This window comes from Escherichia sp. SCLE84, from assembly GCF_012584495.1.
Lineage (GTDB): Bacteria > Pseudomonadota > Gammaproteobacteria > Enterobacterales > Enterobacteriaceae > ECMA0423.
On record NZ_CP051430.1, the window covers coordinates 3010776 to 3035962 of the forward strand.

The window sequence follows — 25187 nt, forward strand, 5'->3', positions numbered from 1 at the left end:
ATGCCTCCAATTAGTTGAATTAAGGATATAATACTCGCTTTTAAGGTTGTTTCATGGTCACAGTTAACCTTCATTGCCCCCGTTGCCAGTCCGTTCAGGTTTACCGTCACGGGCAGAACCCAAAAAGACATGATCGATTCCGCGGCCGTGACTGTCACCGGGTATTTCAGCTCAGTTACTGTTACGAGCCCCGTAAACCGGGAGTTAAAGACCAAATCGCTGAAATGACTTTCAACGGTGCCGGGGTTCGCGATACTGCCCGTACGCTGAAAATCGGCATTAATACAGTCATCCGAACTTTAAAAAACTCTCGCCACGAAGAATAACGTCATCCCCGGTCGCTCATGCTGATGTGGCACTCATCTGCAAACTTAGTCAGCAATGGAGCTTTGTCGGCAGTAAAGCGCGACAGCACTGGCTCTGGTACGTGTACAACACGAAAACTGGTGGTGTTCTGGCCTACACTTTTGGCCCCCGGACTGACGAAACCTGTCGTGAATTGCGGGCGCTGCTTACCCTTTTACCATCGGCATGTTGACCACTGACGAATGGGGTAGTTACGCTAGAGAGTTACCGAAGGAGAAGCATCTGACTGGTAAGATTTTTACTCAGCACATTGAGCGTAACAATCTGACCCTGAGAACCCGAATCAAACGTCTGGCCCGCAGAACCATCTGTTTCTCGCGTTCTGTAGAACTTCATGAAAAAGTCATCGGTGCTTTTATCGAAAATATATGTTCTACTAATTGGAGTCATCACCCTTCTGATAAGCTTTCCTTGGATGATTACCAGACTGAATACACAGCCAAAGATTTTTACCTCATTCTGCTCTTTTTTCTCAAATGACATATATTATATTTTACATCATATTCATAGGCATATGACATTCCCCCGCCCCCCATTATGTCATTGTGGGTTGATGTTGGGCTTTCATAAAAAAAAACATCTTTTTTTGAACTAGCATTAATTATATTTACTTTATATATTAAAATATTTTCTCCATCTGGAAATATTTTAGCCACACAATATAAAGCAGCTGAATCCGAATTACTTAAAAATATATTATCATCACCCATAACTCCAGCCATTAAATGACTGGAGACTAAAGCAAGGAAATAACAACATTGTATTGCCTTCATTTTAATTACTCCCTTGCCTGATAATTGTAACTCCATTCCCTTTAGCTTTGGGATTATATTTTAGATAGGTGTTATTTGGTGTTCCCAAGTAACTACTGTATTCTTTTTTTCCCATTCCATTCATATAAGAATTCGTTAAATCTTTGCTTGAAAAATTTAGACTATCATAAACATCATTTTCTTTTGTTACTTTATTTCCTTTATCGTCAGAGTAAAAACCGTGAGTGTGATAATCGCCTACTCTCTCTGAACCTTCAGGGCATTTTATATTTCGCAAGTCTACACTATCATTATCATTTGAACTTATCGGATTCATGGGGAAATATTCACCTTGCTTCTTACATATTAGTCCACCATATTCTTTATTCTCGTTAATTGATTCTCCATTACACATTGCCAATGCAAATATTCCAATATCATCTATATTTTTTGATTTAAATTCATATAATCCTAATGGATCCATGCTATTCACCGGGCTCAGCGGATATGTATACAGGTTCCATCCCCCCTTCAGCCCAATCGGATCCTGAGTGATATACCGCCCCTGCAGCGGGTCATAATAGCGGTGGCGGTTGTAATACAGGCCGGACTCCTCATCATACTGCTGCCCCGGCAGGCGGATAAGCTGCTGCAGCTGATGCGGGTTCTCTTCATTCAGCAGGTTGCCCCATTCATCGTATTCTGCGCACCATTCTGTTGTCCCTTCCTTGCTGATAAGGGCCAGCGGCAGGCCGCGATGGTCGCAGTGGTACAGGTGGATTTTTCGCGCCGGCGTGTACACCGGGTCCATCTGGTTTTGCATCTGCTCCACGGTCAGGCCGCACGATGCCAGCCAGCGGCGGCTTTCCTCACTCACCCGGTCAGCCAGGATTTCACTTTCCAGCCGGTCGAGCATCTGCACCAGCACCGGCGGGAACACCACACTGCCACCGTCTTCGCCGCCGGACTGCTGAAGCGCATCCGCCAGGCTGCGGCGCTGCGTTCTGGCCAGTTCACCGGTGGCAGTTTCAACTCTGATGAGTGGTGTGAAGCTCCCCGGCTGATAAATCGTCTGGATGCGGCTCCTGTCGTTCTGTATCGTGGTCAGCCGGTCGCCGTCCCAGCCGTACCAGGTCACTTGCGGTTTCCGTGACAGCGACATCCAGCCCGTCAGGTCCCGTTCACGCCGCTACACCCGTTTTGCCACCCTGCGGCCCAGCGGGTCGTAAAGATAGCGACTTTCGACCAGCGGCTCTGCATATTGTGTCCGCGTGTAGTGCACCAGCCGGTGCTGACTGTCGTAATGGTACCGGTGAGTCCGCTCATCATCCGTGCGGATAACCCCTTCCGGGATGAGGTCGGTTTTCTCTGTCAGCCTGCCGTGACGGTCATACCGGTAAAGATAGTGCGCGTCACGGGCGATACGGTTATCCGGCCACATGCTGAGGGTGCTGTCCGGGTGCAGCTCCGGGTCGGGCAGGCGGTTACCTGCCGGGTCTGTGGCATACGGGATGCGGATATCCAGATTCGCTGCGGTGGTGTGAACGCCGGTCAGCCTGCCGGTGGTGCTGTAGCTGTAACTCCGGGTCTGGCGCGGGCTGCTGATGCGGATGAGTTCGCCGTTGTCGTTCCAGGTGTAATCGCGGTCAGACAGCAGGCTGTTCAGGTGCTGGCTCTGTAACTGCCCGGCAGGGGTATAAGCGGTGGTGAGTTCATAACGGCCGAAGCTGCGCAGCGTTTCCCGGTGCAGGCGGTCGCGGGTGTACTCCACCAGCGGTGTGTCGCCGAGTTTCATGCCTGCCAGGTAACCGCTGCCGTAGGTCAGCCATTCCACGGCGGGCAGGCTGTCCGGTATACAGCGGTTCGCCAGCCCCTGCGCGTTGTACGCATGTCTGGTCTCATGCTGCCAGAGCAGTGCTTCCGTCTGCGGGTGATGCACCGTCTGACGCTCACCGGTCAGCCGGCCTTTCTCATCATACCCGTAATGCACCGTCACCCGGTGCCCTTCGCTGATATGGCTGATGTCTGTCAGCCAGCCGCGTTCGTCATACTGCCACTGCTCTGCGGTTTCGCCATTCACGGTGCGGTGCGTGAGGCGGTCTGCTTCGTCATAGTGCCAGTGGGTGACCAGCCCCTCATCCTCGCTGCGGATAAGTTTGCCGGTCAGGTCGTGGTGATAACGCTGTGTGCGGCCGTCAAAGCCGGTTTCCTGTATCAGCCGGTCGAGTACATCGTAACGGAAGGTGGTGTGGCTGCCGTTTTCACTGGTCAGGCGGATGACCCGTCCGGCAGCATCGTATTCCATACTGCGCGTCAGACCGCCCTGCGTGGTACAGATGGCTTTTCCCCACGCATCGTACTGTGTCCCGTTTCTGCTGCCGTCCGGGGCAATGACGGTGGTCAGGTCACCGGCGGCGTTGTATTCATACCGCGTTTCATGGCCCTGCGTGTCTTTCACCGCAGTTAACTGTCCACGGCTGTCGTATGCGTGGTACTGGCTCAGGCCTTCCTCGCGGTGCACCGCCGTCACCTGACCAAAACGGTCATGGTCATAGCGGGTTACATAACCGGAACAGTCAGTGAAGGTCAGCAACTGACCGTAACGGCTCCACGTCATGGTTTTCCGGCTGCCGGTGGCATCGTCCGTTGCGCAGGGGAGGTCACTGTGTGGATTATCATAACGGTAGCGGGTGATATCGCCGTCAGGGGCGGTTTCCTGAATCAGACGGCCGGATTCATCATATTCCCGGCGCAATTCCAGCCCGTCAGGCCCGGTGGCTGACGTTAACTGGTTGTGGTGGTTATAGTAAAACGCCGATGCCCTGCCATCCGGCGTGGTTATGCGCGTGATGAGGCCCGTCACCACATCCGGGCTGTACTCTGTTGTCCTGCCTGCGGCATCCGTCTGTGCCCTGAGCCTGCCCACGGCGTCAAACTGACTCTGCGTGACGCTGCCGTCCGCGTGTTCCTTTTTCACCACCCGCTTCAGCCCGGCTTCGCCCTGCGTGTGCAGCACTTCACGGCGGTCCAGGCTGTCGGTGATGGTGATGCGGTCTTTCTCATACTGATACGTGTAGCTTAAGCCTGCCGGGTTTAGCTGTTCTGTCACCCGCCCGTCGCTGTCGTAACGGTAACGGATTTCCGGTCGGCCCGTGTGACGGTGCGCCACCATCCGGCCCCGGTATTTATCATCGTAAGTAAAGCTGCGCACCTGTGTATTGCTGCGGTCATACACTGCCGCCAGTTCGCCGCGCGGCGTCCAGCCATAGCGCACCAGCGGCGCGGCAGGTAAATTCTCCGGGTATTCCGGGTCGTGCGTCAGCCACACGGCAGACAGACGGATGCCGTTGTCCCGGCCATATTCGGTGTAACCCGGCAGGGTATCAGGAAAAGCGGACGGTTCCGTCCCGCCGGAAATGGCCTGCTGCCGGGCTTCTTCTGCCCGCTGCGCCTGCGTGGTCAGTACCAGCCGGAAGTGACGCCCGGCACCATCCGTCACGCCGGTGATTTCGCCGCTGAATTCACCGGCGGCTTCGCGGTGGAACGTCTGTGTGCGCCCGAAGCGGTCCACCAGCCCGGTCAGTACCCGGTACGGCGGCAGCGGCGCAGGCAGCACCTCATCCGCTTCCGGCACCCGCTCACACCAGCCGAGCAGCCACCACGGCCCCTGCGGACTGTTTGTCGCCAGATAACGATGCGGACTTAAGCGGAGTTCTTCCGGCAGCGCCTGCCAGAGTGCGGCCAGCCGGTGACCTTCATCCAGTTTCGCCACGCCGCCGCGCACCAGCCACAGTGACTCGCTGCGGCTGTAACCGTCCTCACCGGGAAACAGGTGCTCAAAATACAGGCTTCTGCCGCCGTTATCACTGAGTATCAGTGTGTTATCGCGCAGCTGTAAGCGGATATCCGCAGGCATTTTCCAGCCGGGGCCGAGGCTCCCCACCGGCGCGGGCGTTTTTGTCCGGTAACTGCTGTAGGTGCGGGAGAGGATGAACGGCAGCGGGGCGGGCAGGGCGATGTCGGTTTCACCGGGAAGGACCTTTGCACCGAGCAGCGGATTGACCGGATGGCCGGACGTCACCCCGCCGGGGCACCCCGAACAGGCCACACCGGTTGGGGCACCGATGCGCACCCCGGCTGAACCCTGAACAATGCTACCGCCATACTGCGTCATGTCGCCCTGACGCGCCGCCGGTTTTCCGCTCATCGTAAAATCCTTTTGAAATAAATAAGAACCAGAAGCCTAGCGCCAGTCAACAACAGGAAATGATAATGAGTTAACACCCCGGAATTTTTCAGAATTTATAAAAGGCAAATTACAGGCACAAAAAAAGCGCCGTGCGGCGCTTTTTTCGGAAATCCGGTCTTATTTGCTGCCCGGGATGTTGAAACGCTTGTTGAAGCGGTCAACACGGCCACCGGTAGCAACATCACGCTGTTTGCCAGTGAAGAACGGGTGGCACTTGCTGCACACGTCGAGGTTCAGGTCATGACCAACGGTGGAGCGGATTTTCATTACGTTACCGCAAGAGCAGCTAGCAGTAATTTCTTCGTATTTCGGGTGAATATCTTTTTTCATGGGAAAACCTCGGTTTAAGGCCGCGTCGCTCTTCCAGCCCTAACGCCAGACACCACGCGATGTTAAAAGTATAGCTTCAATACGATCATTTCGTACGAAGGCGCGAAATCATACAGAAATTAACCAGCGTATGCAAACTGATCCGCACTCTTCTACGGCAATGTGTATACTAACCCACCGAATTTCAAGTCAGGATGATGCTATGCCCGTTGCCCACGTTGCCTTGCCCGTTCCGCTTCCTCGTACCTTTGACTATCTGCTGCCAGAAGGCATGACGGTTAAAGCCGGGTGTCGCGTGCGCGTGCCGTTTGGCAAACAGCAGGAGCGCATCGGGGTTGTGGTGTCAGTTAGCGATGTCAGTGAGCTGCCGCTTAACGAGCTGAAAGCGGTAGTGGAAGTGCTGGACGTTGAGCCGGTATTTACTCACTCCGTCTGGCGGTTACTGCTCTGGGCGGCAGATTACTATCATCATCCGATTGGCGATGTGCTGTTTCATGCCTTGCCGATTTTACTGCGCCAGGGGCGGCCTGCGGCGAACGCGCCGATGTGGTACTGGTTTGCCACTGAACAAGGCCAGGCGGTGGATCTGAACAGCCTGAAACGCTCCCCCAAGCAACAACAGGCGCTGGCGGCGTTACGGCAAGGCAAAATCTGGCGCGACCAGGTCGCCACGCTCGAATTTAATGATGCCGCGTTGCAGGCGCTACGCAAAAAAGGTCTGTGTGATTTAGCAAGTGAAACACCAGAGTTTAGCGACTGGCAAACGAACTATGCCGTTTCTGGTGAGCGGTTGCGATTGAATACCGAACAGGCCACCGCCGTTGGCGCAATTCATAGCGCGGCAGATACTTTTTCTGCCTGGCTGCTGGCGGGCGTTACCGGTTCCGGTAAAACGGAGGTTTATCTCAGTGTACTGGAAAACGTGCTCGCTCAGGGCAAACAGGCGCTGGTGATGGTGCCGGAAATCGGCCTGACACCGCAAACTATCGCCCGTTTTCGTGAACGTTTTAATGCCCCCGTGGAAGTTCTGCATTCCGGCCTGAACGACAGCGAGCGGCTTTCGGCGTGGTTGAAAGCGAAAAATGGCGAGGCGGCGATTGTGATCGGCACCCGCTCCGCGCTGTTTACGCCGTTTAAAAATCTCGGCGTGATTGTCATTGATGAAGAGCACGACAGCTCCTACAAGCAGCAGGAAGGCTGGCGCTATCATGCCCGCGACCTGGCGGTGTATCGTGCGCATAGCGAGCAAATCCCGATTATTCTTGGCTCCGCAACGCCCGCGCTGGAAACGTTGTGCAACGTCCAGCAGAAAAAATACCGCCTGCTGCGCCTGACGCGCCGGGCGGGGAATGCGCGTCCGGCAATTCAACACGTGCTGGATTTAAAAGGTCAGAAGGTGCAGGCAGGTCTGGCTCCGGCGTTAATCACCCGTATGCGCCAGCATTTACAGGCCAACAATCAGGTTATCCTCTTTCTTAATCGTCGGGGTTTTGCGCCTGCGCTACTGTGCCACGACTGCGGCTGGATTGCCGAATGCCCACGTTGCGATCACTACTACACGCTGCATCAGGCGCAACAGCATTTGCGCTGTCACCACTGTGACAGTCAGCGTCCGGTGCCGCGCCAGTGCCCTTCCTGCGGTTCCACGCACCTGGTACCCGTGGGGCTGGGCACCGAACAGCTTGAACAGACGCTTGCGCCGCTGTTCCCTGATGTGCCCATTTCTCGTATCGACCGCGATACCACCAGCCGCAAAGGGGCGCTGGAACAGCAACTGGCGGAAGTACATCGCGGCGGTGCGAGGATTTTGATCGGCACACAAATGCTGGCGAAAGGTCACCACTTTCCGGATGTGACGCTGGTGGCGTTACTGGATGTGGACGGCGCGCTGTTTTCTGCCGATTTTCGCTCGGCAGAGCGTTTCGCTCAGCTTTACACCCAGGTCGCTGGTCGTGCCGGGCGTGCGGGTAAACAAGGCGAAGTGGTGCTGCAAACGCACCATCCAGAACATCCTCTGTTGCAAACGTTGCTCTATAAAGGCTACGACGCCTTTGCCGAACAGGCGCTGGCTGAGCGACGGATGATGCAACTGCCGCCATGGACCAGCCATGTGATTGTGCGTGCGGAAGATCATAACAATCAGCATGCGCCGCTGTTCCTGCAACAACTGCGTAATCTGATCCTCTCCAGCCCGCTGGCAGACGACAAACTGTGGGTTCTCGGTCCGGTTCCGGCACTGGCACCTAAACGTGGCGGTCGCTGGCGCTGGCAGATATTGTTGCAGCACCCTTCCCGCGTGCGCTTGCAACACATCATTAGTGGTACGCTGGCGCTCATCAATACAATACCGGATTCCCGCAAGGTGAAATGGGTACTGGATGTTGATCCGATTGAGGGTTAAACCGCTTACGATGCGAGGCGGATCGAAAAATTCAATATTCATCACACTTTTCATGAAAATTCTGTAACCGTTTTCACGCGCTATCTGCTAAAAATGTTGCCGATGTGAAGTAAACATGGATGTAGTACGCCTGACGTGCCAGGCGAGGAGTGAGTGTGAAAGCGAAGAAGCAGGAAACTGCCGCGACCATGAAAGACGTTGCCCTCAAGGCAAAAGTCTCTACAGCGACTGTCTCCCGAGCATTAATGAATCCCGATAAAGTCTCCCAGGCCACCCGTAATCGGGTTGAAAAAGCGGCCCGGGAAGTGGGTTATTTACCGCAGCCTATGGGGCGCAACGTCAAGCGTAATGAATCCCGCACCATTCTGGTGATTGTCCCGGATATCTGCGATCCATTCTTTAGCGAAATTATTCGCGGTATCGAAGTTACGGCGGCAAATCACGGATATCTGGTGCTGATTGGCGACTGTGCGCATCAAAATCAGCAGGAAAAAACCTTTATCGATTTGATCATCACCAAGCAAATTGATGGCATGTTGCTGCTGGGTTCAAGGCTGCCGTTTGATGCCAGCATTGAGGAACAGCGTAATCTGCCGCCGATGGTGATGGCGAACGAATTCGCACCGGAACTGGAGCTACCTACAGTTCATATCGACAATCTGACCGCCGCATTTGATGCAGTAAATTATCTATATGAGCAAGGGCATAAACGGATTGGCTGTATAGCCGGTCCCGAAGAGATGCCGCTGTGTCACTACCGCCTGCAAGGTTACGTTCAGGCGCTGCGTCGCTGCGGCATTATGGTTGATCCGCAATACATCGCCCGTGGCGACTTCACCTTCGAAGCCGGAAGCAAAGCGATGCAGCAGCTGCTTGATCTTCCACAACCGCCTACTGCTGTCTTCTGCCATAGCGATGTGATGGCGCTCGGCGCACTTTCTCAGGCAAAACGCCAGGGGCTGAAAGTCCCGGAAGACCTTTCCATAATCGGTTTTGATAACATCGACCTGACGCAATTTTGTGATCCGCCGCTGACAACCATCGCGCAGCCGCGTTACGAAATCGGTCGGGAAGCTATGCTGTTATTGCTTGATCAAATGCAGGGGCAACACGTTGGCAGTGGCTCTCGTTTAATGGACTGCGAACTTATCATCCGGGGATCAACACGCGCGTTACCTTAAAGTAAACCTTTAAGACTGCCGTGACTGGTCAAAGGCCCGCCGCTTAAGTAACATGGCGGGCTGACGAACGAATAAATACATCGAAACGATAGTGGCACAACGAGATTATGTACGCCGCAGCCAACCGGCACCTTCGCGGCGAAAAAAGAGCACCTCACGGAAAAAGCAACGAAATCTGCCTGCGGTTTCTCCCGCTATGGTCGCTATTGCTGCCGCCGTTCTTGTGACCTTTATCGGTGGTCTGTACTTCATTACGCATCACAAGAAAGAAGAGTCCGAGACGCTGCAAAGCCAGAAAGTGACCGGTAACGGACTACCACCAAAACCAGAAGAACGCTGGCGCTACATTAAAGAGCTGGAAAGTCGCCAGCCGGGTGTGCGTGCGCCCACAGAACCTTCTGCCGGTGGTGAAGTGAAAACGCCGGAGCAACTGACACCAGAACAACGTCAGCTTCTTGAACAAATGCAGGCTGATATGCGCCAGCAGCCAACGCAGCTGGTTGAAGTTCCGTGGAATGAACAGACGCCGGAACAGCGTCAGCAAACGCTACAACGCCAGCGTCAGGCGCAGCAATTAGCGGAGCAGCAACGCCTGGCTCAGCAGTCGCGTACGACTGAACAAAGCTGGCAGCAGCAGACGCGTACGTCGCAAGCCGCGCCGGTACAGGCGCAACCGCGCCAGTCTAAACCGGCTTCTACTCAGCAGCCGTACCAGGATCTGCTGCAAACCCCTGCGCACACGACCGCGCAGTCGAAGCCGCAGCAAGCTGCGCCGGTTGCTCGTGCCGCTGACGCGCCAAAACCGACGGCGGAGAAAAAAGACGAACGCCGCTGGATGGTGCAGTGCGGTTCGTTCAGAGGCGCGGAACAGGCAGAGACGGTACGTGCTCAGCTGGCGTTCGAAGGATTTGACTCGAAAATCACCACCAACAATGGCTGGAATCGTGTGGTCATTGGCCCGGTGAAAGGCAAAGAGAACGCAGACAGCACCCTCAATCGGTTGAAGATGGCGGGTCATACAAACTGCATTCGGCTCGCCGCCGGGGGTTGAAACCCTCAAAATCCCCCCCATCTATAATTGCATTATGCCCCGTACTTTTGTACGGGGTTTGTACTCTGTATTCGTAACCAAGGGGTCAGCTCGTGACAACTATAGTAAGCGTACGCCGTAACGGCCATGTGGTCATCGCTGGTGATGGTCAGGCCACGTTGGGCAATACCGTAATGAAAGGCAACGTGAAAAAGGTCCGCCGTCTGTACAACGACAAAGTCATCGCGGGCTTTGCGGGCGGTACTGCGGATGCTTTTACGCTGTTCGAACTGTTTGAACGTAAACTGGAAATGCATCAGGGCCATCTGGTCAAAGCCGCCGTTGAGCTGGCGAAAGACTGGCGTACCGATCGCATGCTGCGCAAACTTGAAGCACTGCTGGCAGTCGCGGATGAAACTGCATCGCTTATCATCACCGGTAACGGTGACGTGGTGCAGCCAGAAAACGATCTTATTGCTATCGGCTCCGGCGGCCCTTACGCCCAGGCTGCGGCGCGTGCACTGTTAGAAAATACTGAACTGAGTGCTCGTGAAATTGCTGAAAAGGCGTTGGATATTGCAGGCGACATTTGCATCTATACCAACCATTTCCACACCATCGAAGAATTAAGCTACAAAGCGTAAGGATCTCCCATGTCTGAAATGACCCCACGCGAAATCGTCAGCGAACTGGATAAGCACATCATCGGCCAGGACAACGCCAAGCGTTCTGTGGCGATTGCTCTGCGTAACCGCTGGCGTCGCATGCAGCTCAACGAAGAGCTGCGCCATGAAGTGACCCCGAAAAATATCCTGATGATCGGCCCGACCGGTGTCGGTAAAACTGAAATCGCCCGTCGTCTGGCTAAGCTGGCGAATGCGCCGTTCATCAAAGTTGAAGCGACCAAATTCACCGAAGTGGGCTACGTCGGTAAGGAAGTGGATTCTATTATTCGCGATCTGACCGATGCCGCCGTGAAAATGGTACGCGTCCAGGCTATCGAGAAAAACCGTTATCGCGCTGAAGAACTGGCAGAAGAACGTATTCTCGACGTGCTGATCCCACCTGCTAAAAACAACTGGGGACAGACCGAACAGCAGCAGGAACCGTCCGCTGCTCGTCAGGCATTCCGCAAAAAACTGCGTGAAGGCCAGCTTGATGACAAAGAAATCGAGATCGATCTTGCCGCAGCACCGATGGGCGTTGAAATTATGGCTCCTCCAGGCATGGAAGAGATGACCAGCCAGCTGCAGTCCATGTTCCAGAACCTGGGCGGCCAGAAGCAAAAAGCGCGTAAGCTGAAAATCAAAGACGCCATGAAGCTGCTGATTGAAGAAGAAGCGGCGAAACTGGTGAACCCGGAAGAGCTGAAGCAAGACGCTATCGACGCTGTTGAGCAGCACGGGATCGTGTTTATCGACGAAATCGACAAAATCTGTAAGCGCGGCGAGTCTTCCGGTCCGGATGTTTCTCGTGAAGGCGTTCAGCGTGACCTGCTGCCGCTGGTAGAAGGTTGCACCGTTTCCACCAAACACGGGATGGTCAAAACTGACCACATTCTGTTTATCGCTTCTGGCGCGTTCCAGATTGCGAAACCGTCTGACCTGATCCCGGAACTGCAAGGTCGTCTGCCAATCCGCGTTGAACTGCAGGCGCTGACCACCAGCGACTTCGAGCGTATTCTGACCGAGCCGAATGCCTCTATCACCGTGCAGTACAAAGCACTGATGGCGACTGAAGGCGTAAATATCGAGTTTACCGACTCCGGTATTAAGCGCATCGCGGAAGCGGCATGGCAGGTGAACGAATCTACCGAAAACATCGGTGCTCGTCGTTTACACACTGTTCTGGAGCGTTTAATGGAAGAGATTTCCTACGACGCCAGCGATTTAAGCGGTCAAACTATCATCATTGACGCAGATTATGTGAGCAAACATCTGGATGCGTTGGTGGCAGATGAAGATCTGAGCCGTTTTATCCTATAATCGCGTTCAATCATTTTCATCATTGTTTGATGGGGCTGAAAGGCCCCATTTTTATTGGCGCGTATTATGACTGAACAACAAATTAGCCGAACTCAGGCGTGGCTGGAAAGTTTACGACCTAAAACCCTCCCCCTCGCCTTTGCTGCAATTATCGTCGGGACAGCGCTGGCATGGTGGCAAGGTCACTTCGATCCGCTGGTCGCCCTGCTGGCACTGATTACCGCCGGGCTATTACAGATCCTTTCTAACCTCGCCAATGATTACGGCGATGCGGTAAAAGGCAGCGATAAACCTGACCGCATTGGGCCGCTACGCGGCATGCAAAAAGGGGTCATTACCCAGCAAGAGATGAAACGGGCGCTCATTATTACCGTCGTGCTCATCTGTCTCTCCGGGCTGGCACTGGTTGCAGTGGCATGCCATACGCTGGCCGATTTTGTCGGTTTCCTGATTCTTGGCGGGTTGTCGATCATTGCCGCTATCACCTACACCGTGGGCAATCGTCCTTATGGTTATATCGGTCTGGGTGATATTTCCGTACTGGTTTTCTTTGGCTGGTTGAGTGTCATGGGGAGCTGGTATTTACAGGCTCATACATTGATTCCGGCACTGATCCTTCCGGCGACCGCATGCGGCCTGCTGGCAACGGCAGTACTGAATATTAATAACCTGCGTGATATCAATAGCGACCGCGAAAATGGCAAAAACACGCTGGTGGTGCGCTTAGGTGAAGTGAACGCGCGTCGTTATCATGCCTGCCTGCTGATGGGCTCGCTGGTGTGTCTGGCGCTGTTTAATCTCTTTTCGCTGCATAGCCTGTGGGGCTGGCTGTTCCTGCTGGCGGCACCATTACTGGTGAAGCAAGCCCGTTATGTGATGCGGGAAATGGACCCGGTGGCGATGCGACCAATGCTGGAACGTACTGTCAAGGGAGCGTTACTGACTAACCTGCTGTTTGTTTTAGGGATATTCCTAAGCCAGTGGGCAGCATAACTGACAAATATCAATTAACAATTGATGATTTTGCCAACAGCCCACATAGCGCGATATACTGAAAATTCTCGCAGCAACTGAATGTTAAGCCTATGAAATACGATACTTCCGAGCTTTGTGACATCTATCAAGAAGATGTTAACGTCGTGGAACCGCTGTTCTCCAACTTTGGCGGACGGGCGTCGTTTGGCGGACAAATAATCACGGTAAAATGTTTCGAGGACAACGGGTTGCTGTACGATCTGCTCGAACAGAATGGCCGTGGTCGTGTTCTTGTCGTCGATGGCGGTGGTTCTGTTCGTCGCGCACTGGTCGATGCTGAACTGGCGCGTCTGGCAGTACAAAATGAATGGGAAGGTCTGGTCATTTACGGCGCGGTGCGTCAGGTAGATGACCTGGAAGAGTTGGATATCGGCATCCAGGCGATGGCGGCAATTCCGGTTGGTGCCGCTGGCGAAGGCATTGGCGAAAGCGATGTCCGCGTCAATTTTGGCGGTGTCACCTTCTTCTCCGGCGACCATCTTTATGCCGACAATACCGGGATTATTCTTTCTGAAGATCCGCTGGATATTGAATGATAGAAAAGGCACCGCAAGGTGCCTTTTTTCTGCGTTACCTGTTGGCCTACACAGTAAAGAAATTACGCGGAAGATGAAGCGTAATCAGACCTCTTCCATGCGACCCAGCAGGGCCTGCAGACGTTCCTGCCAGCCGTTCTGCTGTTCTTTCAGATGGTTGTTCTCACGCTCCAGCTCTTCGCGCTGATGCTGGGCATTTTGAACTTCCTGCGACAGTGAGTTGTTTTTTTCTTTCAGCTCTTCGATTTCCATCTGCAACAGAGTGATGGTATCAATCGCCTGCTGTACTTTTGCTTCCAGTTTCTCAAACACTTCTAATGACATTGTCATACCTCTCCTGAATTGCAAGGCGTTGATGGATAAAAATCCTCGTCCCGATTACCGGTGACGCCTTAATAAATACGAGCGCACTTTAGTTAGCTCCGATTGTATGAAGCCGCGCCATCGCTGTCCAGCGGCACGCCTTGCAGATTACGGTTTGCCACACTTTTCATCCTTCTCCTGGTGACATAATCCACATCAATCGAAAATGTTAATAAATTTGTTGCGCGAATGATCTAACAAACATGCATCATGTACAATCAGATGGAATAAATGGCGCGATAACGCTCATTTTATGACGAAGCACACACATTTTAAGTTCGATATTTCTCGTTTTTGCTCGTTAACGATAAGTTTACAGCATGCCTACAAGCATCGTGGAGGTCCGTGACTTTCACGCATACAACAAACATTAACTCTTCAGGATCCGATTATGAGTCAAACATCAACCTTGAAAGGCCAGTGCATTGCTGAATTCCTCGGTACCGGGTTGTTGATTTTCTTCGGTGTGGGTTGCGTTGCAGCACTAAAAGTCGCTGGTGCGTCTTTTGGTCAGTGGGAAATCAGTGTCATTTGGGGACTGGGGGTGGCAATGGCCATCTACCTGACCGCAGGGGTTTCCGGCGCGCATCTTAATCCCGCTGTTACCATTGCATTGTGGCTGTTTGCCTGTTTCGACAAGCGCAAAGTTATTCCTTTTATCGTTTCACAAGTTGCCGGCGCTTTCTGTGCTGCGGCTTTAGTTTACGGGCTTTACTACAATTTATTTTTCGACTTCGAGCAGACTCATCACATTGTTCGCGGCAGCGTTGAAAGTGTTGATCTGGCTGGCACTTTCTCTACTTACCCTAATCCTCATATCAATTTTGTGCAGGCTTTCGCAGTTGAGATGGTGATTACCGCTATTCTGATGGGGCTGATCCTGGCGTTAACGGACGATGGCAACGGTGTACCACGCGGCCCTTTGGCTCCCTTGCTGATTGGTCTACTGATTGCGGTCATTGGCGCATCTATGGGCCCATTGACAGGTTTTGCCATGAACCCAGCGCGTGACTTCGGTCCGAAAGTCTTTGCCTGGCTGGCGGGCTGGGGCAATGTCGCCTTTACCGGCGGCAGAGACATTCCTTACTTCCTGGTGCCGCTTTTCGGCCCTATCGTTGGCGCGATTGTAGGTGCATTTGCCTACCGCAAACTGATTGGTCGCCATTTGCCTTGCGATATCTGTGTTGTGGAAGAAAAGGAAACCACAACTCCTTCAGAACAAAAAGCTTCGCTGTAATATGACTACGGGACAATTAAACATGACTGAAAAAAAATATATCGTTGCGCTCGACCAGGGCACCACCAGCTCCCGCGCGGTCGTAATGGATCACGATGCCAATATCATTAGCGTGTCGCAGCGCGAATTTGAGCAAATCTACCCAAAACCAGGTTGGGTAGAACACGACCCAATGGAAATCTGGGCCACCCAAAGCTCCACGCTGGTAGAAGTGCTGGCGAAAGCCGATATCAGTTCCGATCAAATTGCAGCTATCGGTATTACGAACCAGCGTGAAACCACTATTGTCTGGGAAAAAGAAACCGGCAAGCCTATCTATAACGCCATTGTCTGGCAGTGCCGTCGTACCGCAGAAATCTGCGAGCATTTAAAACGTGACGGTTTAGAAGATTATATCCGCAGCAATACCGGTCTGGTGATTGACCCGTACTTTTCTGGCACCAAAGTGAAGTGGATCCTCGACCATGTGGAAGGCTCTCGCGAGCGTGCACGTCGTGGTGAATTGCTGTTTGGTACGGTTGATACGTGGCTTATCTGGAAAATGACTCAGGGCCGTGTCCATGTGACCGATTACACCAACGCCTCTCGTACCATGTTGTTCAACATCCATACCCTGGACTGGGACGACAAAATGCTGGAAGTGCTGGATATTCCGCGCGAGATGCTGCCAGAAGTGCGTCGTTCTTCCGAAGTATACGGTCAGACTAACATTGGCGGCAAAGGCGGCACGCGTATTCCAATCTCCGGGATCGCCGGTGACCAGCAGGCCGCGCTGTTTGGTCAGTTGTGCGTGAAAGAAGGGATGGCGAAGAACACCTATGGCACTGGCTGCTTTATGCTGATGAACACTGGCGAGAAAGCGGTGAAATCAGAAAACGGCCTGCTGACCACCATCGCCTGCGGCCCGACTGGCGAAGTGAACTATGCGTTGGAAGGTGCGGTGTTTATGGCAGGCGCATCCATTCAGTGGCTGCGCGATGAGATGAAGTTGATTAACGACGCCTACGATTCCGAATATTTCGCCACCAAAGTGCAAAACACCAATGGTGTGTATGTGGTTCCGGCATTTACCGGGCTGGGTGCGCCGTACTGGGACCCGTATGCGCGCGGGGCGATTTTCGGTCTGACTCGTGGGGTGAACGCTAACCACATTATACGCGCGACGCTGGAGTCTATTGCTTATCAGACGCGTGACGTGCTGGAAGCGATGCAGGCCGACTCTGGTATCCGTCTGCACGCCCTGCGCGTGGATGGTGGCGCAGTAGCAAACAATTTCCTGATGCAGTTCCAGTCCGATATTCTCGGCACCCGCGTTGAGCGCCCGGAAGTTCGCGAAGTGACTGCATTGGGTGCGGCCTATCTTGCTGGTCTGGCGGTCGGTTTCTGGCAGAACCTCGACGAGCTGCAAGAGAAAGCGGTGATTGAACGCGAGTTCCGTCCAGGCATCGAAACCACTGAGCGTAATTACCGTTACGCAGGCTGGAAAAAAGCGGTCAAACGCGCGATGGCGTGGGAAGAACACGACGAGTAATGTAAATGCCGGATGAAGCGTTTATGCCGCATCCGGTAGTCCTGAAACCGTGCGGGGGCAACCCCGCACACATCAATAATCCCACCCTTCCCCTGTGCTACACTTCGCGCCATTCCTTACTGCTTAGAGTTTGCTATGAGACGAGAACTTGCCATCGAATTTTCCCGCGTCACCGAATCTGCGGCGCTGGCTGGCTACAAATGGTTAGGACGCGGCGATAAAAACACCGCGGACGGCGCGGCGGTAAACGCCATGCGTATTATGCTCAACCAGGTCAACATTGACGGCACCATCGTCATTGGTGAAGGTGAAATCGACGAAGCACCGATGCTCTACATTGGTGAAAAAGTCGGTACTGGTCGCGGCGACGCGGTAGATATTGCTGTTGATCCGATTGAAGGCACGCGCATGACGGCGATGGGCCAGGCTAACGCGCTGGCGGTGCTGGCAGTAGACGATAAAGGCTGCTTCCTCAATGCGCCGGATATGTATATGGAGAAGCTGATTGTCGGGCCGGGAGCCAAAGGCACCATTGATCTGAACCTGCCGCTGGCAGATAACCTGCGCAATGTAGCGGCGGCGCTCGGCAAACCGTTGAGCGAACTGACGGTAACGATTCTAGCTAAACCACGCCACGATGCCGTTATCGCTGAAATGCAGCAACTCGGCGTACGCGTATTTGCTATTCCGGATGGCGACGTTGCGGCCTCAATTCTCACCTGTATGCCAGACAGCGAAGTTGACGTGCTGTACGGTATTGGTGGCGCGCCGGAAGGCGTAGTTTCTGCGGCGGTGATCCGCGCATTAGATGGCGACATGAACGGTCGTCTGCTGGCGCGTCATGACGTCAAAGGCGACAACGAAGAGAATCGTCGCATTGGCGAGCAGGAGCTGGCACGCTGCAAAGCGATGGGCATCGAAGCCGGTAAAGTATTGCGCCTGGGCGATATGGCGCGCAGCGATAACGTCATCTTCTCTGCCACCGGTATTACCAAAGGCGATCTGCTGGAAGGCATTAGCCGCAAAGGCAATATCGCGACTACCGAAACGCTGCTGATCCGCGGCAAGTCACGCACCATTCGCCGCATTCAGTCCATCCACTATCTGGATCGCAAAGACCCGGAAATGCAGGTGCACATCCTCTGATTGATTTGATCGATTGAGCCTTCCAGTCCTTCGGGACTGGAATTTTTTTGTTCGGAGAACGAAGATAAGGCAAGTTAATCAAAACAGGAGAAAAACATGGCTGATTGGGTAACAGGCAAAGTCACTAAAGTGCAGAACTGGACCGACGCCCTGTTTAGTCTCACCGTTCACGCCCCCGTGCTTCCGTTTACCGCCGGGCAATTCACCAAGCTTGGCCTTGAAATCGACGGCGAACGCGTCCAGCGCGCCTACTCCTATGTTAACTCGCCCGATAATCCCGATCTGGAGTTTTACCTGGTCACCGTCCCCGATGGCAAATTAAGCCCACGATTGGCGGCACTGAAACCAGGCGATGAAGTGCAGGTGGTTAGCGAAGCAGCTGGCTTCTTTGTTCTGGATGAAGTACCGGACTGCGAAACGCTATGGATGCTGGCAACCGGTACAGCGATTGGCCCTTATTTATCGATTCTGCAACTAGGCAAAGATTTAGATCGCTTCAAAAATCTGGTCCTGGTTCACGCCGCACGTTATGCCGCCGACTTAAGCTATTTGCCACTGATGCAAGAACTGGAAAAACGCTACGAAGGGAAACTGCGCATTCAGACGGTGGTCAGTCGGGAAACGGCAGCGGGGTCGCTCACCGGGCGGATACCGGCGTTAATTGAAAGTGGGGAACTGGAAAGCGCGATTGGCCTGCCGATGAATAAAGAAACCAGCCATGTGATGCTGTGCGGCAATCCACAGATGGTGCGCGATACACAACAGTTGCTGAAAGAGACCCGGCAGATGACGAAACATTTACGTCGCCGACCGGGCCATATGACAGCGGAGCATTACTGGTAAGCGGTTACTTATCGATAAACGGCACGATGAGCAAATCCGCACTCATCTTATTGATCATCCCGCGATATGCCGGCATCAAACGGTTGATAAATGAGTGATGATGACCACAGACAAGGAGGTCGCACTGCTCTTTTTGCATAATTTCCAGCAGTGTTTCCGGCATTTCTCCGCGTTCAATACGCAGTTTTGTCTTCGGCCATTGAATATTTTTCGTCAGTTTATACAGCTTGTTATCCGACTTATTCTTCAACAATTGAAGAATATCTTCTGTTGCAGGGAAGTAGATACCCGGATACAACTCGCTTAAGCCATCATCAATATGAATTAACGTCAGGTGAGCGTCATTATGTCTGGCGAGCTCCAGAGCTTTATTCACCAGTAAGGCATCTTCTTCATTCCCGGAAATTGCCACGCCAATGTGTTTATAAGCCATGTTTAACTCCTTCTAAAGCAACTCCATCAAGCTAACGAACGCAGTGATAACTCAAAAATAATCATCTCGGCCTGGCATGAGAAAGTGAAGGCCGCATCAAGCTCAACTTGCCCCTCCAGATCCTTAATCTTGTAGGCCACGCTGGCCCCTTCATCTGCAGAGGATGCAGCGGCGGCAAGCTCTTTCAGTTTGGTCATAAAAGACTCTGCTTCTTCGCGGGTGGCAAAAAAGCGCGAAAACTTACTGGTACAGTTGTCGTTATCAATCACCGTACCGATATCAATCGCACATCCTTTAGTACTGCATTTATCTACGACATCTTTCATAGGGCACCTCTGTATATTCGCCTCTCTGTCGATTACGACTTAAGAATAATGCGCCGTTAAGGGAAGAACAAACAAGTAATGATCTTATGGATTACCATTTTTTTTGATATTGCTTAAGGTGAAGAGTTCAGAAGGATTTTCCGGGTATTGTCATTTGCATCGTGGAAATAACAATCCCGGAAAAAAATAGCAGTAAGAGATATATTAAAGGTTAATTACTTGATTTATTGTCGGCTTTATACTTCACATCCTGAGTATCTTTACCATATTTATTTTCGCCTTGTGTGCCAACAAACGCACCAAGATCGATAAGCATCATCACCAGAATCAACGTCGGGACAAAACGCCCCACCGCCCATTGCCAGACACCCGGTAAAATCGCCCAGTTACCCGCCAGCAGCATCCACGCCACAATCATCAGAAATGCCCATGCGCCGGAACGCCCGCGATCATGCAAGCGCTTAACAGTTACTGCCGCTGTTGGCCAAAGCAAGCACACAAGGCAAAACGCCGCGGTCTGAATATCGAGTAAATTTTTACCCGCCAGTGAGAAAAGCACCAGCATGCCTGCGAACCACAGGCCTATCCAAATCCAGAAATCACGGCGTCCAATACGCCCTTTAAATGAGAATAACCATTGCTGTATGGTCATGTAAGTTCCTTGATGGTTGTCTTTTCCAGGATTCTACCCTTTTGACAAGGGCGACAGATATCGTTTTAATCGGAGCCAGTCATAACAAAAGGTACTGTCAATGAAGCCAGGGTGTACGCTGTTTTTTCTCTTATGTTCTGCATTAACCGTTACAACAACGGCGCATGCACAAACACCGGATACGGCAACGACCGCGCCTTATCTGCTGGCTGGAGCCCCTACTTTCGATCTCTCCATCAGCCAGTTTCGAGAAGACTTTAACAGCCAGAATCCCAGCCTGCCACTGAACGAATTTCGTGCCATCGACAGCAGTCCCGACAAAGCCAATCTCACTCGTGCTGCAAGTAAAATTAACGAGAACTTGTATGCTTCTACAGCGCTGGAGCGCGGTACCTTAAAAATCAAAAGCATTCAAATGACCTGGCTACCCATCCAGGGGCCAGAGCAAAAAGCAGCGAAAGCGAAAGCTCAGGAATACATGGCAGCAGTGATCCGCACACTCACCCCATTAATGACCAAAACACAAAGCCAGAAAAAACTGCAGTCGCTGCTAACGGCGGGGAAAAACAAACGTTATTACACCGAGACAGAAGGTGCACTGCGTTATGTTGTCGCGGACAACGGCGAAAAGGGGCTGACCTTCGCTGTTGAACCGATTAAGCTGGCGCTATCTGAATCGCTTGAAGGTTTGAATAAATGACAAAAAGCAAAGCCTTTGTGCCGATGAATCTCTATACTGTTTCACAGACCTGCTGCCCTGCGGGGCGGCCATCTTCCTTTATTCGCTTATAAGCGTGGAGAATTAAAATGCGACATCCTTTAGTGATGGGTAACTGGAAACTGAACGGCAGCCGCCACATGGTTCACGAGCTGGTTTCTAACCTGCGTAAAGAGCTGGCAGGTGTTGCTGGCTGTGCGGTTGCAATCGCACCACCGGAAATGTACATCGATATGGCGAAGCGCGAAGCTGAAGGCAGCCACATCATGCTGGGTGCGCAAAACGTGGACCTGAACCTGTCCGGCGCATTCACCGGTGAAACTTCTGCCGCTATGCTGAAAGACATCGGCGCTCAGTACATCATCATCGGCCACTCTGAACGTCGTACTTACCACAAAGAGTCTGACGAACTGATCGCGAAAAAATTCGCGGTGCTGAAAGAGCAGGGCCTGACTCCGGTTCTGTGCATCGGTGAAACCGAAGCTGAAAACGAAGCGGGCAAAACTGAAGAAGTTTGCGCACGTCAGATCGACGCGGTACTGAAAACTCAGGGTGCTGCGGCATTCGAAGGTGCGGTTATCGCTTACGAACCTGTATGGGCAATCGGTACTGGCAAATCTGCAACTCCGGCTCAGGCACAGGCTGTTCACAAATTCATCCGTGACCACATCGCTAAAGTTGACGCTAACATCGCTGAACAAGTGATCATTCAGTACGGCGGCTCTGTAAACGCGTCTAACGCTGCAGAACTGTTTGCTCAGCCAGATATCGACGGCGCGCTGGTTGGCGGTGCTTCTCTGAAAGCTGACGCTTTCGCAGTGATCGTTAAAGCTGCAGAAGCGGCTAAACAGGCTTAAGTCTGACAGGTGCCGGATTTCATATCCGGCACTTACTTTCCTTAACTCTTCGCCTTAACGCAAAATCTCACACTGATGATCCTGAATTTCCTCGGCTGAAGCACGGTTAAGCGTCAGTAGATTTCGTTGTGTCGCCAGCAATACAAATGAGTTATCACTCTGCCGTACCATCGCCAGCCCGTAGCTTCCCATATGTTCCCGCGCCTCAGGTACTTCTTCTGCCAGCATCATAAATGGGCTGCGTTGTACCAGTTCGCTTTCCGTTACCCGACGCGCCAGGTATTCATGCCCGCGCAAACCACCTGGCAGTGGCAACCAGCGGCTGCTGATGTTCGCCAGATTGTTATCCAGTTGTTCGCGCACATCAGGACGAATACAAGAGATATGAATATGAAAATGGTTTTGCGTACGCCCGGTGCGGGAGTTGATCGCCAAAGAAACCGCGCGATCGGGAACCGGCTGGCCGTATTTTTTGCTCATAAAATCACGCGCCTGCCAGGCCAACCAAAAGAAGTTCGGCGTTGAAGGATCGGTCAACAAAGGACTTTCAGTACCGTTAATACGATACGTTGGCATCAACAGATATTGCAGTGGACCATTAAGATCTTTTAAAACCACGTATCCGGCATTGGGTTTGACTTCCGCACATGGCGAAGGATTTTGATTTTGCTGCTGATTGGGCAAACATTCCTCAAGGACAATCTTACGTAATGTATCCGACTCTTCACCGGTTAATTTCCAGTAACCAATACCGGCAGCCACAACGGCGATAACTATCATCACCAAAAAAAGAAGACCCGCTTTTTTCATCTTTTTTTCCCTGTACCTCAAAGAGATGCAAGGGTAACGCAAAATCGTGACAAATAAAAAACCCGGTCGCGAGAAACCACCGGGTTTGATAATTATCCTGGGGAAATCAGCGTTTGCTGATCTGATCGAACGTACCGCCGTTAGCAAAATGCTCTTTTTGCGCTTTCGTCCAGCCGCCGAACTCTTCATCAATGGTGAATAACTTCAGCTTTGGAAACGCATTTTCGTACTTTTTCGCCACCTCAGCGTCGCGCGGACGGTAGTAGTTTTTCGCGGCAATTTCCTGACCTTCTGGCGAGTAGAGATATTTCAGGTAGGCTTCCGCCACCTCTTTGGTGCCTTTTTTCTCGACCACTTTATCGACCACCGACACGGTTGGCTCTGCGAGGATAGACTCACTCGGCGTGACGATTTCGAATTTATCTTTCCCCAGTTCATTCGCTGCCAGCAGAGCTTCGTTTTCCCAGGCGATCAGTACATCGCCAATCCCGCGCTCGACAAAGGTGTTAGTGGAGCCGCGCGCGCCAGAATCCAGAACTTCGACGTTTTTATACAGTGCCCGAACAAAATCCTGTGCTTTTGCCTGATCGTTGTTGTTGTGATGCAGCGCGTAGCCCCAGGCAGCCAGGTAGTTCCAGCGTGCGCCACCAGAGCTTTTCGGATTAGGCGTGATCACCGAAACACCCGGTTTAATCAGATCGTTCCAGTCATGGATCTGCTTCGGATTGCCCTTACGCACCAGGAAAACAATGGTGGAAGTGTACGGTGCGGAGTTATCCGGCAGACGTTTGATCCACTCTTTATCAATCCGCCCGCGTTCCGCAATTGCGTCCACGTCATAGGCCAGAGCCAGCGTGACAACATCAGCTTCAATACCGTTGATTACCGACGTCGCTTGTTTACCTGAACCACCGTGTGACTGACGAATCACCACGTTATCACCAGTTTGCTGTTTCCAGTGGGCGCTGAATGCCTTGTTGTACTGTTCGTACAATTCGCGCGTTGGATCATATGAAACGTTAAGAAGCTGAATATCCTTTGCCATAACGCTGGTTGCCGCCAGCAAAAATGTTAACCCTACGCCCCACTTGTTCATCGCCCGACTCTCTTATGTTGTGTTGTGATGAGCAAAGCGTGCCAGAAGGTTAACCAAACATTAAAGAATAAAAAAAGATTGGCTATAACTTGCGGGTATATGTTGAAGGATTAAAAAGGCGGAAGAAATCCGCCTCATATTGCTGACAAAGTGCGCTTTGTCCATGCCGGATGCGGCGCGAACGCCTTATCCGGCCTACAAAAGTTTGCAAATTCAATAAATTGCAGAATTAATGTAGGCCTGATAAGCGAAGCGCATCAGGCATTTTTGCTTCTGTCATCGGTTTCAGGCTAAATGAATCTGCCTTTTTCCGAAATCATTAATACAGTTTTTTCGCGCAGTCCAGCCAGTCGCCTTTGAACGGACGCTTCATGTTTTCGATAGCGTCGATGATGTCGTGGTGAACCAACTGTTCGTTCTGGATACCTACGCAACGACCGCCGTAACCTGCCAGCAGCAGATCGATAGCGTAAGCGCCCATACGGGAAGCCAGAATACGGTCGTAAGGCACCGGAGAACCACCGCGCTGGATGTGGCCCAGCACAGTTGCGCGGGTTTCACGACCGGTTTCTTTCTCGATGAAATGCGCCAGTTCGTCAACATCACACATATGTTCGGTAATCGCCACGATCGCGTGTTTTTTACCTTTCGCGATACCCGCTTTGATTTCGTTTACCAGGTCTTCACGGCTGAATTCAACTTCCGGAACCACAACGAATTCACAGCCACCGGCAATGGCCGCAGCCAGGGTCAGATCGCCACAATAACGGCCCATCACTTCCACCACGGAAATACGCTGGTGAGAAGAAGAGGTGTCACGCAGACGGTCGATCGCTTCTACAACGGTGCTCAGCGCAGTGAAGAAACCGATAGTGTAGTCAGTGCCTTTGATGTCGTTGTCGATAGTGCCCGGCAGACCGATGCACGGGAAGCCCATTTCGGTCAGACGCATTGCACCCATGTAGGAACCGTCACCGCCGATAACCACCAGCGCGTCGATACCACGTTTTTTCAGGTTTTCGATAGCCACGGCGCGGATGTTCTCGTCGCGGAATTCCGGGAAACGCGCAGAACCGAGGAACGTACCGCCACGGTTGATCATGTCAGACACGCTGTAACGGTCTAGCTGTACCATACGGTCTTCATACAGACCCAGATAGCCGTCATAAATACCCATTACTTCCAGACCTTCTGTCAGCGCAGAACGAACAACCCCGCGAATTGCGGCGTTCATGCCTGGCGCATCACCGCCGCTTGTCAACACACCGATTTTCTTAATCATGACTACCTCTGAACTTTGGAATGCAAAA

The 25187-nt window shown here is 52.5% G+C and carries 22 protein-coding genes and 2 pseudogenes; 14 read left to right on the forward strand and 10 right to left on the reverse strand.

Going from position 1 to position 25187, the window contains the following annotated elements; translation table 11 throughout:
• Nucleotides 1-53 precede the first annotated feature (53 nt).
• Nucleotides 54-729 (forward strand): annotated as a pseudogene (locus HGD79_RS14650) (IS1 family transposase); the annotation flags it as partial.
• Between the two features lie 86 nt (nt 730-815).
• Here the strand turns inward: HGD79_RS14650 and HGD79_RS14655 are convergent.
• The 3 genes and pseudogenes from HGD79_RS14655 to rpmE all read right to left on the reverse strand — a co-directional run bounded on the left by HGD79_RS14655 (nt 816) and on the right by rpmE (nt 5697).
• A complete protein-coding gene (locus tag HGD79_RS14655; protein WP_001323627.1) occupies nt 816-1139 on the reverse strand; it encodes an RHS element protein dsORF-f3 in 324 nt (107 codons plus the stop codon).
• A 1-nt stretch (nt 1140) separates the two neighbouring features.
• Nucleotides 1141-5325, reverse strand: a pseudogene (gene rhsC, locus HGD79_RS14660) (rhs element protein RhsC).
• A 159-nt stretch (nt 5326-5484) separates the two neighbouring features.
• Nucleotides 5485-5697 carry a 50S ribosomal protein L31 gene (gene rpmE / locus HGD79_RS14665; RefSeq protein WP_000710769.1) on the reverse strand — a complete coding sequence of 71 codons (213 nt, stop codon included), beginning with the start codon at nt 5695-5697 and terminating at the stop codon, nt 5485-5487.
• 202 nt (nt 5698-5899) lie between these two features.
• On the opposite strand from rpmE, the gene priA reads away from it, so the two are divergent.
• The 7 genes from priA to rraA all read left to right on the forward strand — a co-directional run bounded on the left by priA (nt 5900) and on the right by rraA (nt 13865).
• Nucleotides 5900-8098: a primosomal protein N' gene (gene priA, locus HGD79_RS14670; RefSeq protein WP_001298972.1), complete on the forward strand. Its 2199-nt coding sequence runs from the start codon at nt 5900-5902 to the stop codon at nt 8096-8098.
• 155 nt (nt 8099-8253) lie between these two features.
• Nucleotides 8254-9279 carry a DNA-binding transcriptional regulator CytR gene (cytR, locus tag HGD79_RS14675; RefSeq protein WP_000644904.1) on the forward strand — a complete coding sequence of 342 codons (1026 nt, stop codon included), beginning with the start codon at nt 8254-8256 and terminating at the stop codon, nt 9277-9279.
• A gap of 91 nt (nt 9280-9370) precedes the next feature.
• Nucleotides 9371-10330 carry a cell division protein FtsN gene (gene ftsN / locus HGD79_RS14680; protein ID WP_000068834.1) on the forward strand — a complete coding sequence of 320 codons (960 nt, stop codon included), beginning with the start codon at nt 9371-9373 and terminating at the stop codon, nt 10328-10330.
• Nucleotides 10331-10422: 92 nt separating this feature from the next.
• Entirely contained in the window at nt 10423-10953 is a 531-nt protein-coding gene (gene hslV, locus HGD79_RS14685) for an ATP-dependent protease subunit HslV (RefSeq protein WP_000208242.1), read from the forward strand.
• A 9-nt stretch (nt 10954-10962) separates the two neighbouring features.
• The gene (hslU, locus tag HGD79_RS14690; RefSeq protein WP_001293343.1) at nt 10963-12294 is read left to right on the forward strand and encodes an HslU--HslV peptidase ATPase subunit; all 1332 of its coding nucleotides are present in this window, start codon (nt 10963-10965) and stop codon (nt 12292-12294) included.
• Between the two features lie 66 nt (nt 12295-12360).
• Complete coding sequence (menA, locus tag HGD79_RS14695; protein WP_000139496.1) at nt 12361-13287, forward strand: 1,4-dihydroxy-2-naphthoate polyprenyltransferase; 927 nt, start codon at nt 12361-12363, stop codon at nt 13285-13287.
• Between the two features lie 92 nt (nt 13288-13379).
• Nucleotides 13380-13865 (forward strand): ribonuclease E activity regulator RraA, encoded by a 486-nt coding sequence (gene rraA / locus HGD79_RS14700; protein WP_000872908.1) that lies wholly within the window; start codon nt 13380-13382, stop codon nt 13863-13865.
• Between the two features lie 84 nt (nt 13866-13949).
• Here the strand turns inward: rraA and zapB are convergent, their stop codons facing one another.
• Nucleotides 13950-14195: a septal ring assembly protein ZapB gene (gene zapB, locus HGD79_RS14705; RefSeq protein ID WP_001296623.1), complete on the reverse strand. Its 246-nt coding sequence runs from the start codon at nt 14193-14195 to the stop codon at nt 13950-13952.
• Between the two features lie 424 nt (nt 14196-14619).
• On the opposite strand from zapB, the gene glpF reads away from it, so the two are divergent.
• The 4 genes from glpF to fpr all read left to right on the forward strand — a co-directional run bounded on the left by glpF (nt 14620) and on the right by fpr (nt 18985).
• On the forward strand, nt 14620-15465 hold the full coding sequence (gene glpF / locus HGD79_RS14710) for a glycerol uptake facilitator protein GlpF (RefSeq protein ID WP_000084268.1): 846 nt from the start codon (nt 14620-14622) through the stop codon (nt 15463-15465).
• Nucleotides 15466-15487: 22 nt separating this feature from the next.
• On the forward strand, nt 15488-16996 hold the full coding sequence (gene glpK / locus HGD79_RS14715; RefSeq protein WP_000136788.1) for a glycerol kinase GlpK: 1509 nt from the start codon (nt 15488-15490) through the stop codon (nt 16994-16996).
• A 135-nt stretch (nt 16997-17131) separates the two neighbouring features.
• On the forward strand, nt 17132-18142 hold the full coding sequence (gene glpX / locus HGD79_RS14720; RefSeq protein ID WP_168848432.1) for a class II fructose-bisphosphatase: 1011 nt from the start codon (nt 17132-17134) through the stop codon (nt 18140-18142).
• A gap of 96 nt (nt 18143-18238) precedes the next feature.
• Nucleotides 18239-18985, forward strand: a complete 747-nt coding sequence (fpr, locus tag HGD79_RS14725; RefSeq protein ID WP_000796320.1) for a ferredoxin--NADP(+) reductase — start codon at nt 18239-18241, stop codon at nt 18983-18985.
• A gap of 4 nt (nt 18986-18989) precedes the next feature.
• On the opposite strand, the gene uspD is transcribed toward fpr, so the two are convergent.
• The 3 genes from uspD to HGD79_RS14740 all read right to left on the reverse strand — a co-directional run bounded on the left by uspD (nt 18990) and on the right by HGD79_RS14740 (nt 20396).
• Nucleotides 18990-19418: a universal stress protein UspD gene (uspD, locus tag HGD79_RS14730; RefSeq protein ID WP_000323556.1), complete on the reverse strand. Its 429-nt coding sequence runs from the start codon at nt 19416-19418 to the stop codon at nt 18990-18992.
• A gap of 26 nt (nt 19419-19444) precedes the next feature.
• Nucleotides 19445-19744, reverse strand: coding sequence for a DUF406 domain-containing protein (locus HGD79_RS14735; RefSeq protein WP_000655986.1), 300 nt, complete (start codon nt 19742-19744; stop codon nt 19445-19447).
• A gap of 211 nt (nt 19745-19955) precedes the next feature.
• Nucleotides 19956-20396: a DUF805 domain-containing protein gene (locus HGD79_RS14740; protein WP_000155257.1), complete on the reverse strand. Its 441-nt coding sequence runs from the start codon at nt 20394-20396 to the stop codon at nt 19956-19958.
• Nucleotides 20397-20496: 100 nt separating this feature from the next.
• Between HGD79_RS14740 and HGD79_RS14745 the strand changes: the two genes are divergently transcribed.
• Nucleotides 20497-21096 carry a YiiQ family protein gene (locus HGD79_RS14745; RefSeq protein WP_000802226.1) on the forward strand — a complete coding sequence of 200 codons (600 nt, stop codon included), beginning with the start codon at nt 20497-20499 and terminating at the stop codon, nt 21094-21096.
• Between the two features lie 107 nt (nt 21097-21203).
• Nucleotides 21204-21971: a triose-phosphate isomerase gene (gene tpiA / locus HGD79_RS14750; protein ID WP_001216325.1), complete on the forward strand. Its 768-nt coding sequence runs from the start codon at nt 21204-21206 to the stop codon at nt 21969-21971.
• 54 nt (nt 21972-22025) lie between these two features.
• Here the strand turns inward: tpiA and cdh are convergent, their stop codons facing one another.
• The 3 genes from cdh to pfkA form a co-directional block, all read right to left on the reverse strand.
• On the reverse strand, nt 22026-22781 hold the full coding sequence (cdh, locus tag HGD79_RS14755) for a CDP-diacylglycerol diphosphatase (protein WP_000708998.1): 756 nt from the start codon (nt 22779-22781) through the stop codon (nt 22026-22028).
• A 106-nt stretch (nt 22782-22887) separates the two neighbouring features.
• On the reverse strand, nt 22888-23877 hold the full coding sequence (gene sbp, locus HGD79_RS14760) for a sulfate/thiosulfate ABC transporter substrate-binding protein Sbp (protein ID WP_001045689.1): 990 nt from the start codon (nt 23875-23877) through the stop codon (nt 22888-22890).
• Nucleotides 23878-24196: 319 nt separating this feature from the next.
• Nucleotides 24197-25159 carry a 6-phosphofructokinase gene (pfkA, locus tag HGD79_RS14765; protein ID WP_000591795.1) on the reverse strand — a complete coding sequence of 321 codons (963 nt, stop codon included), beginning with the start codon at nt 25157-25159 and terminating at the stop codon, nt 24197-24199.
• Nucleotides 25160-25187: the final 28 nt, after the last annotated feature.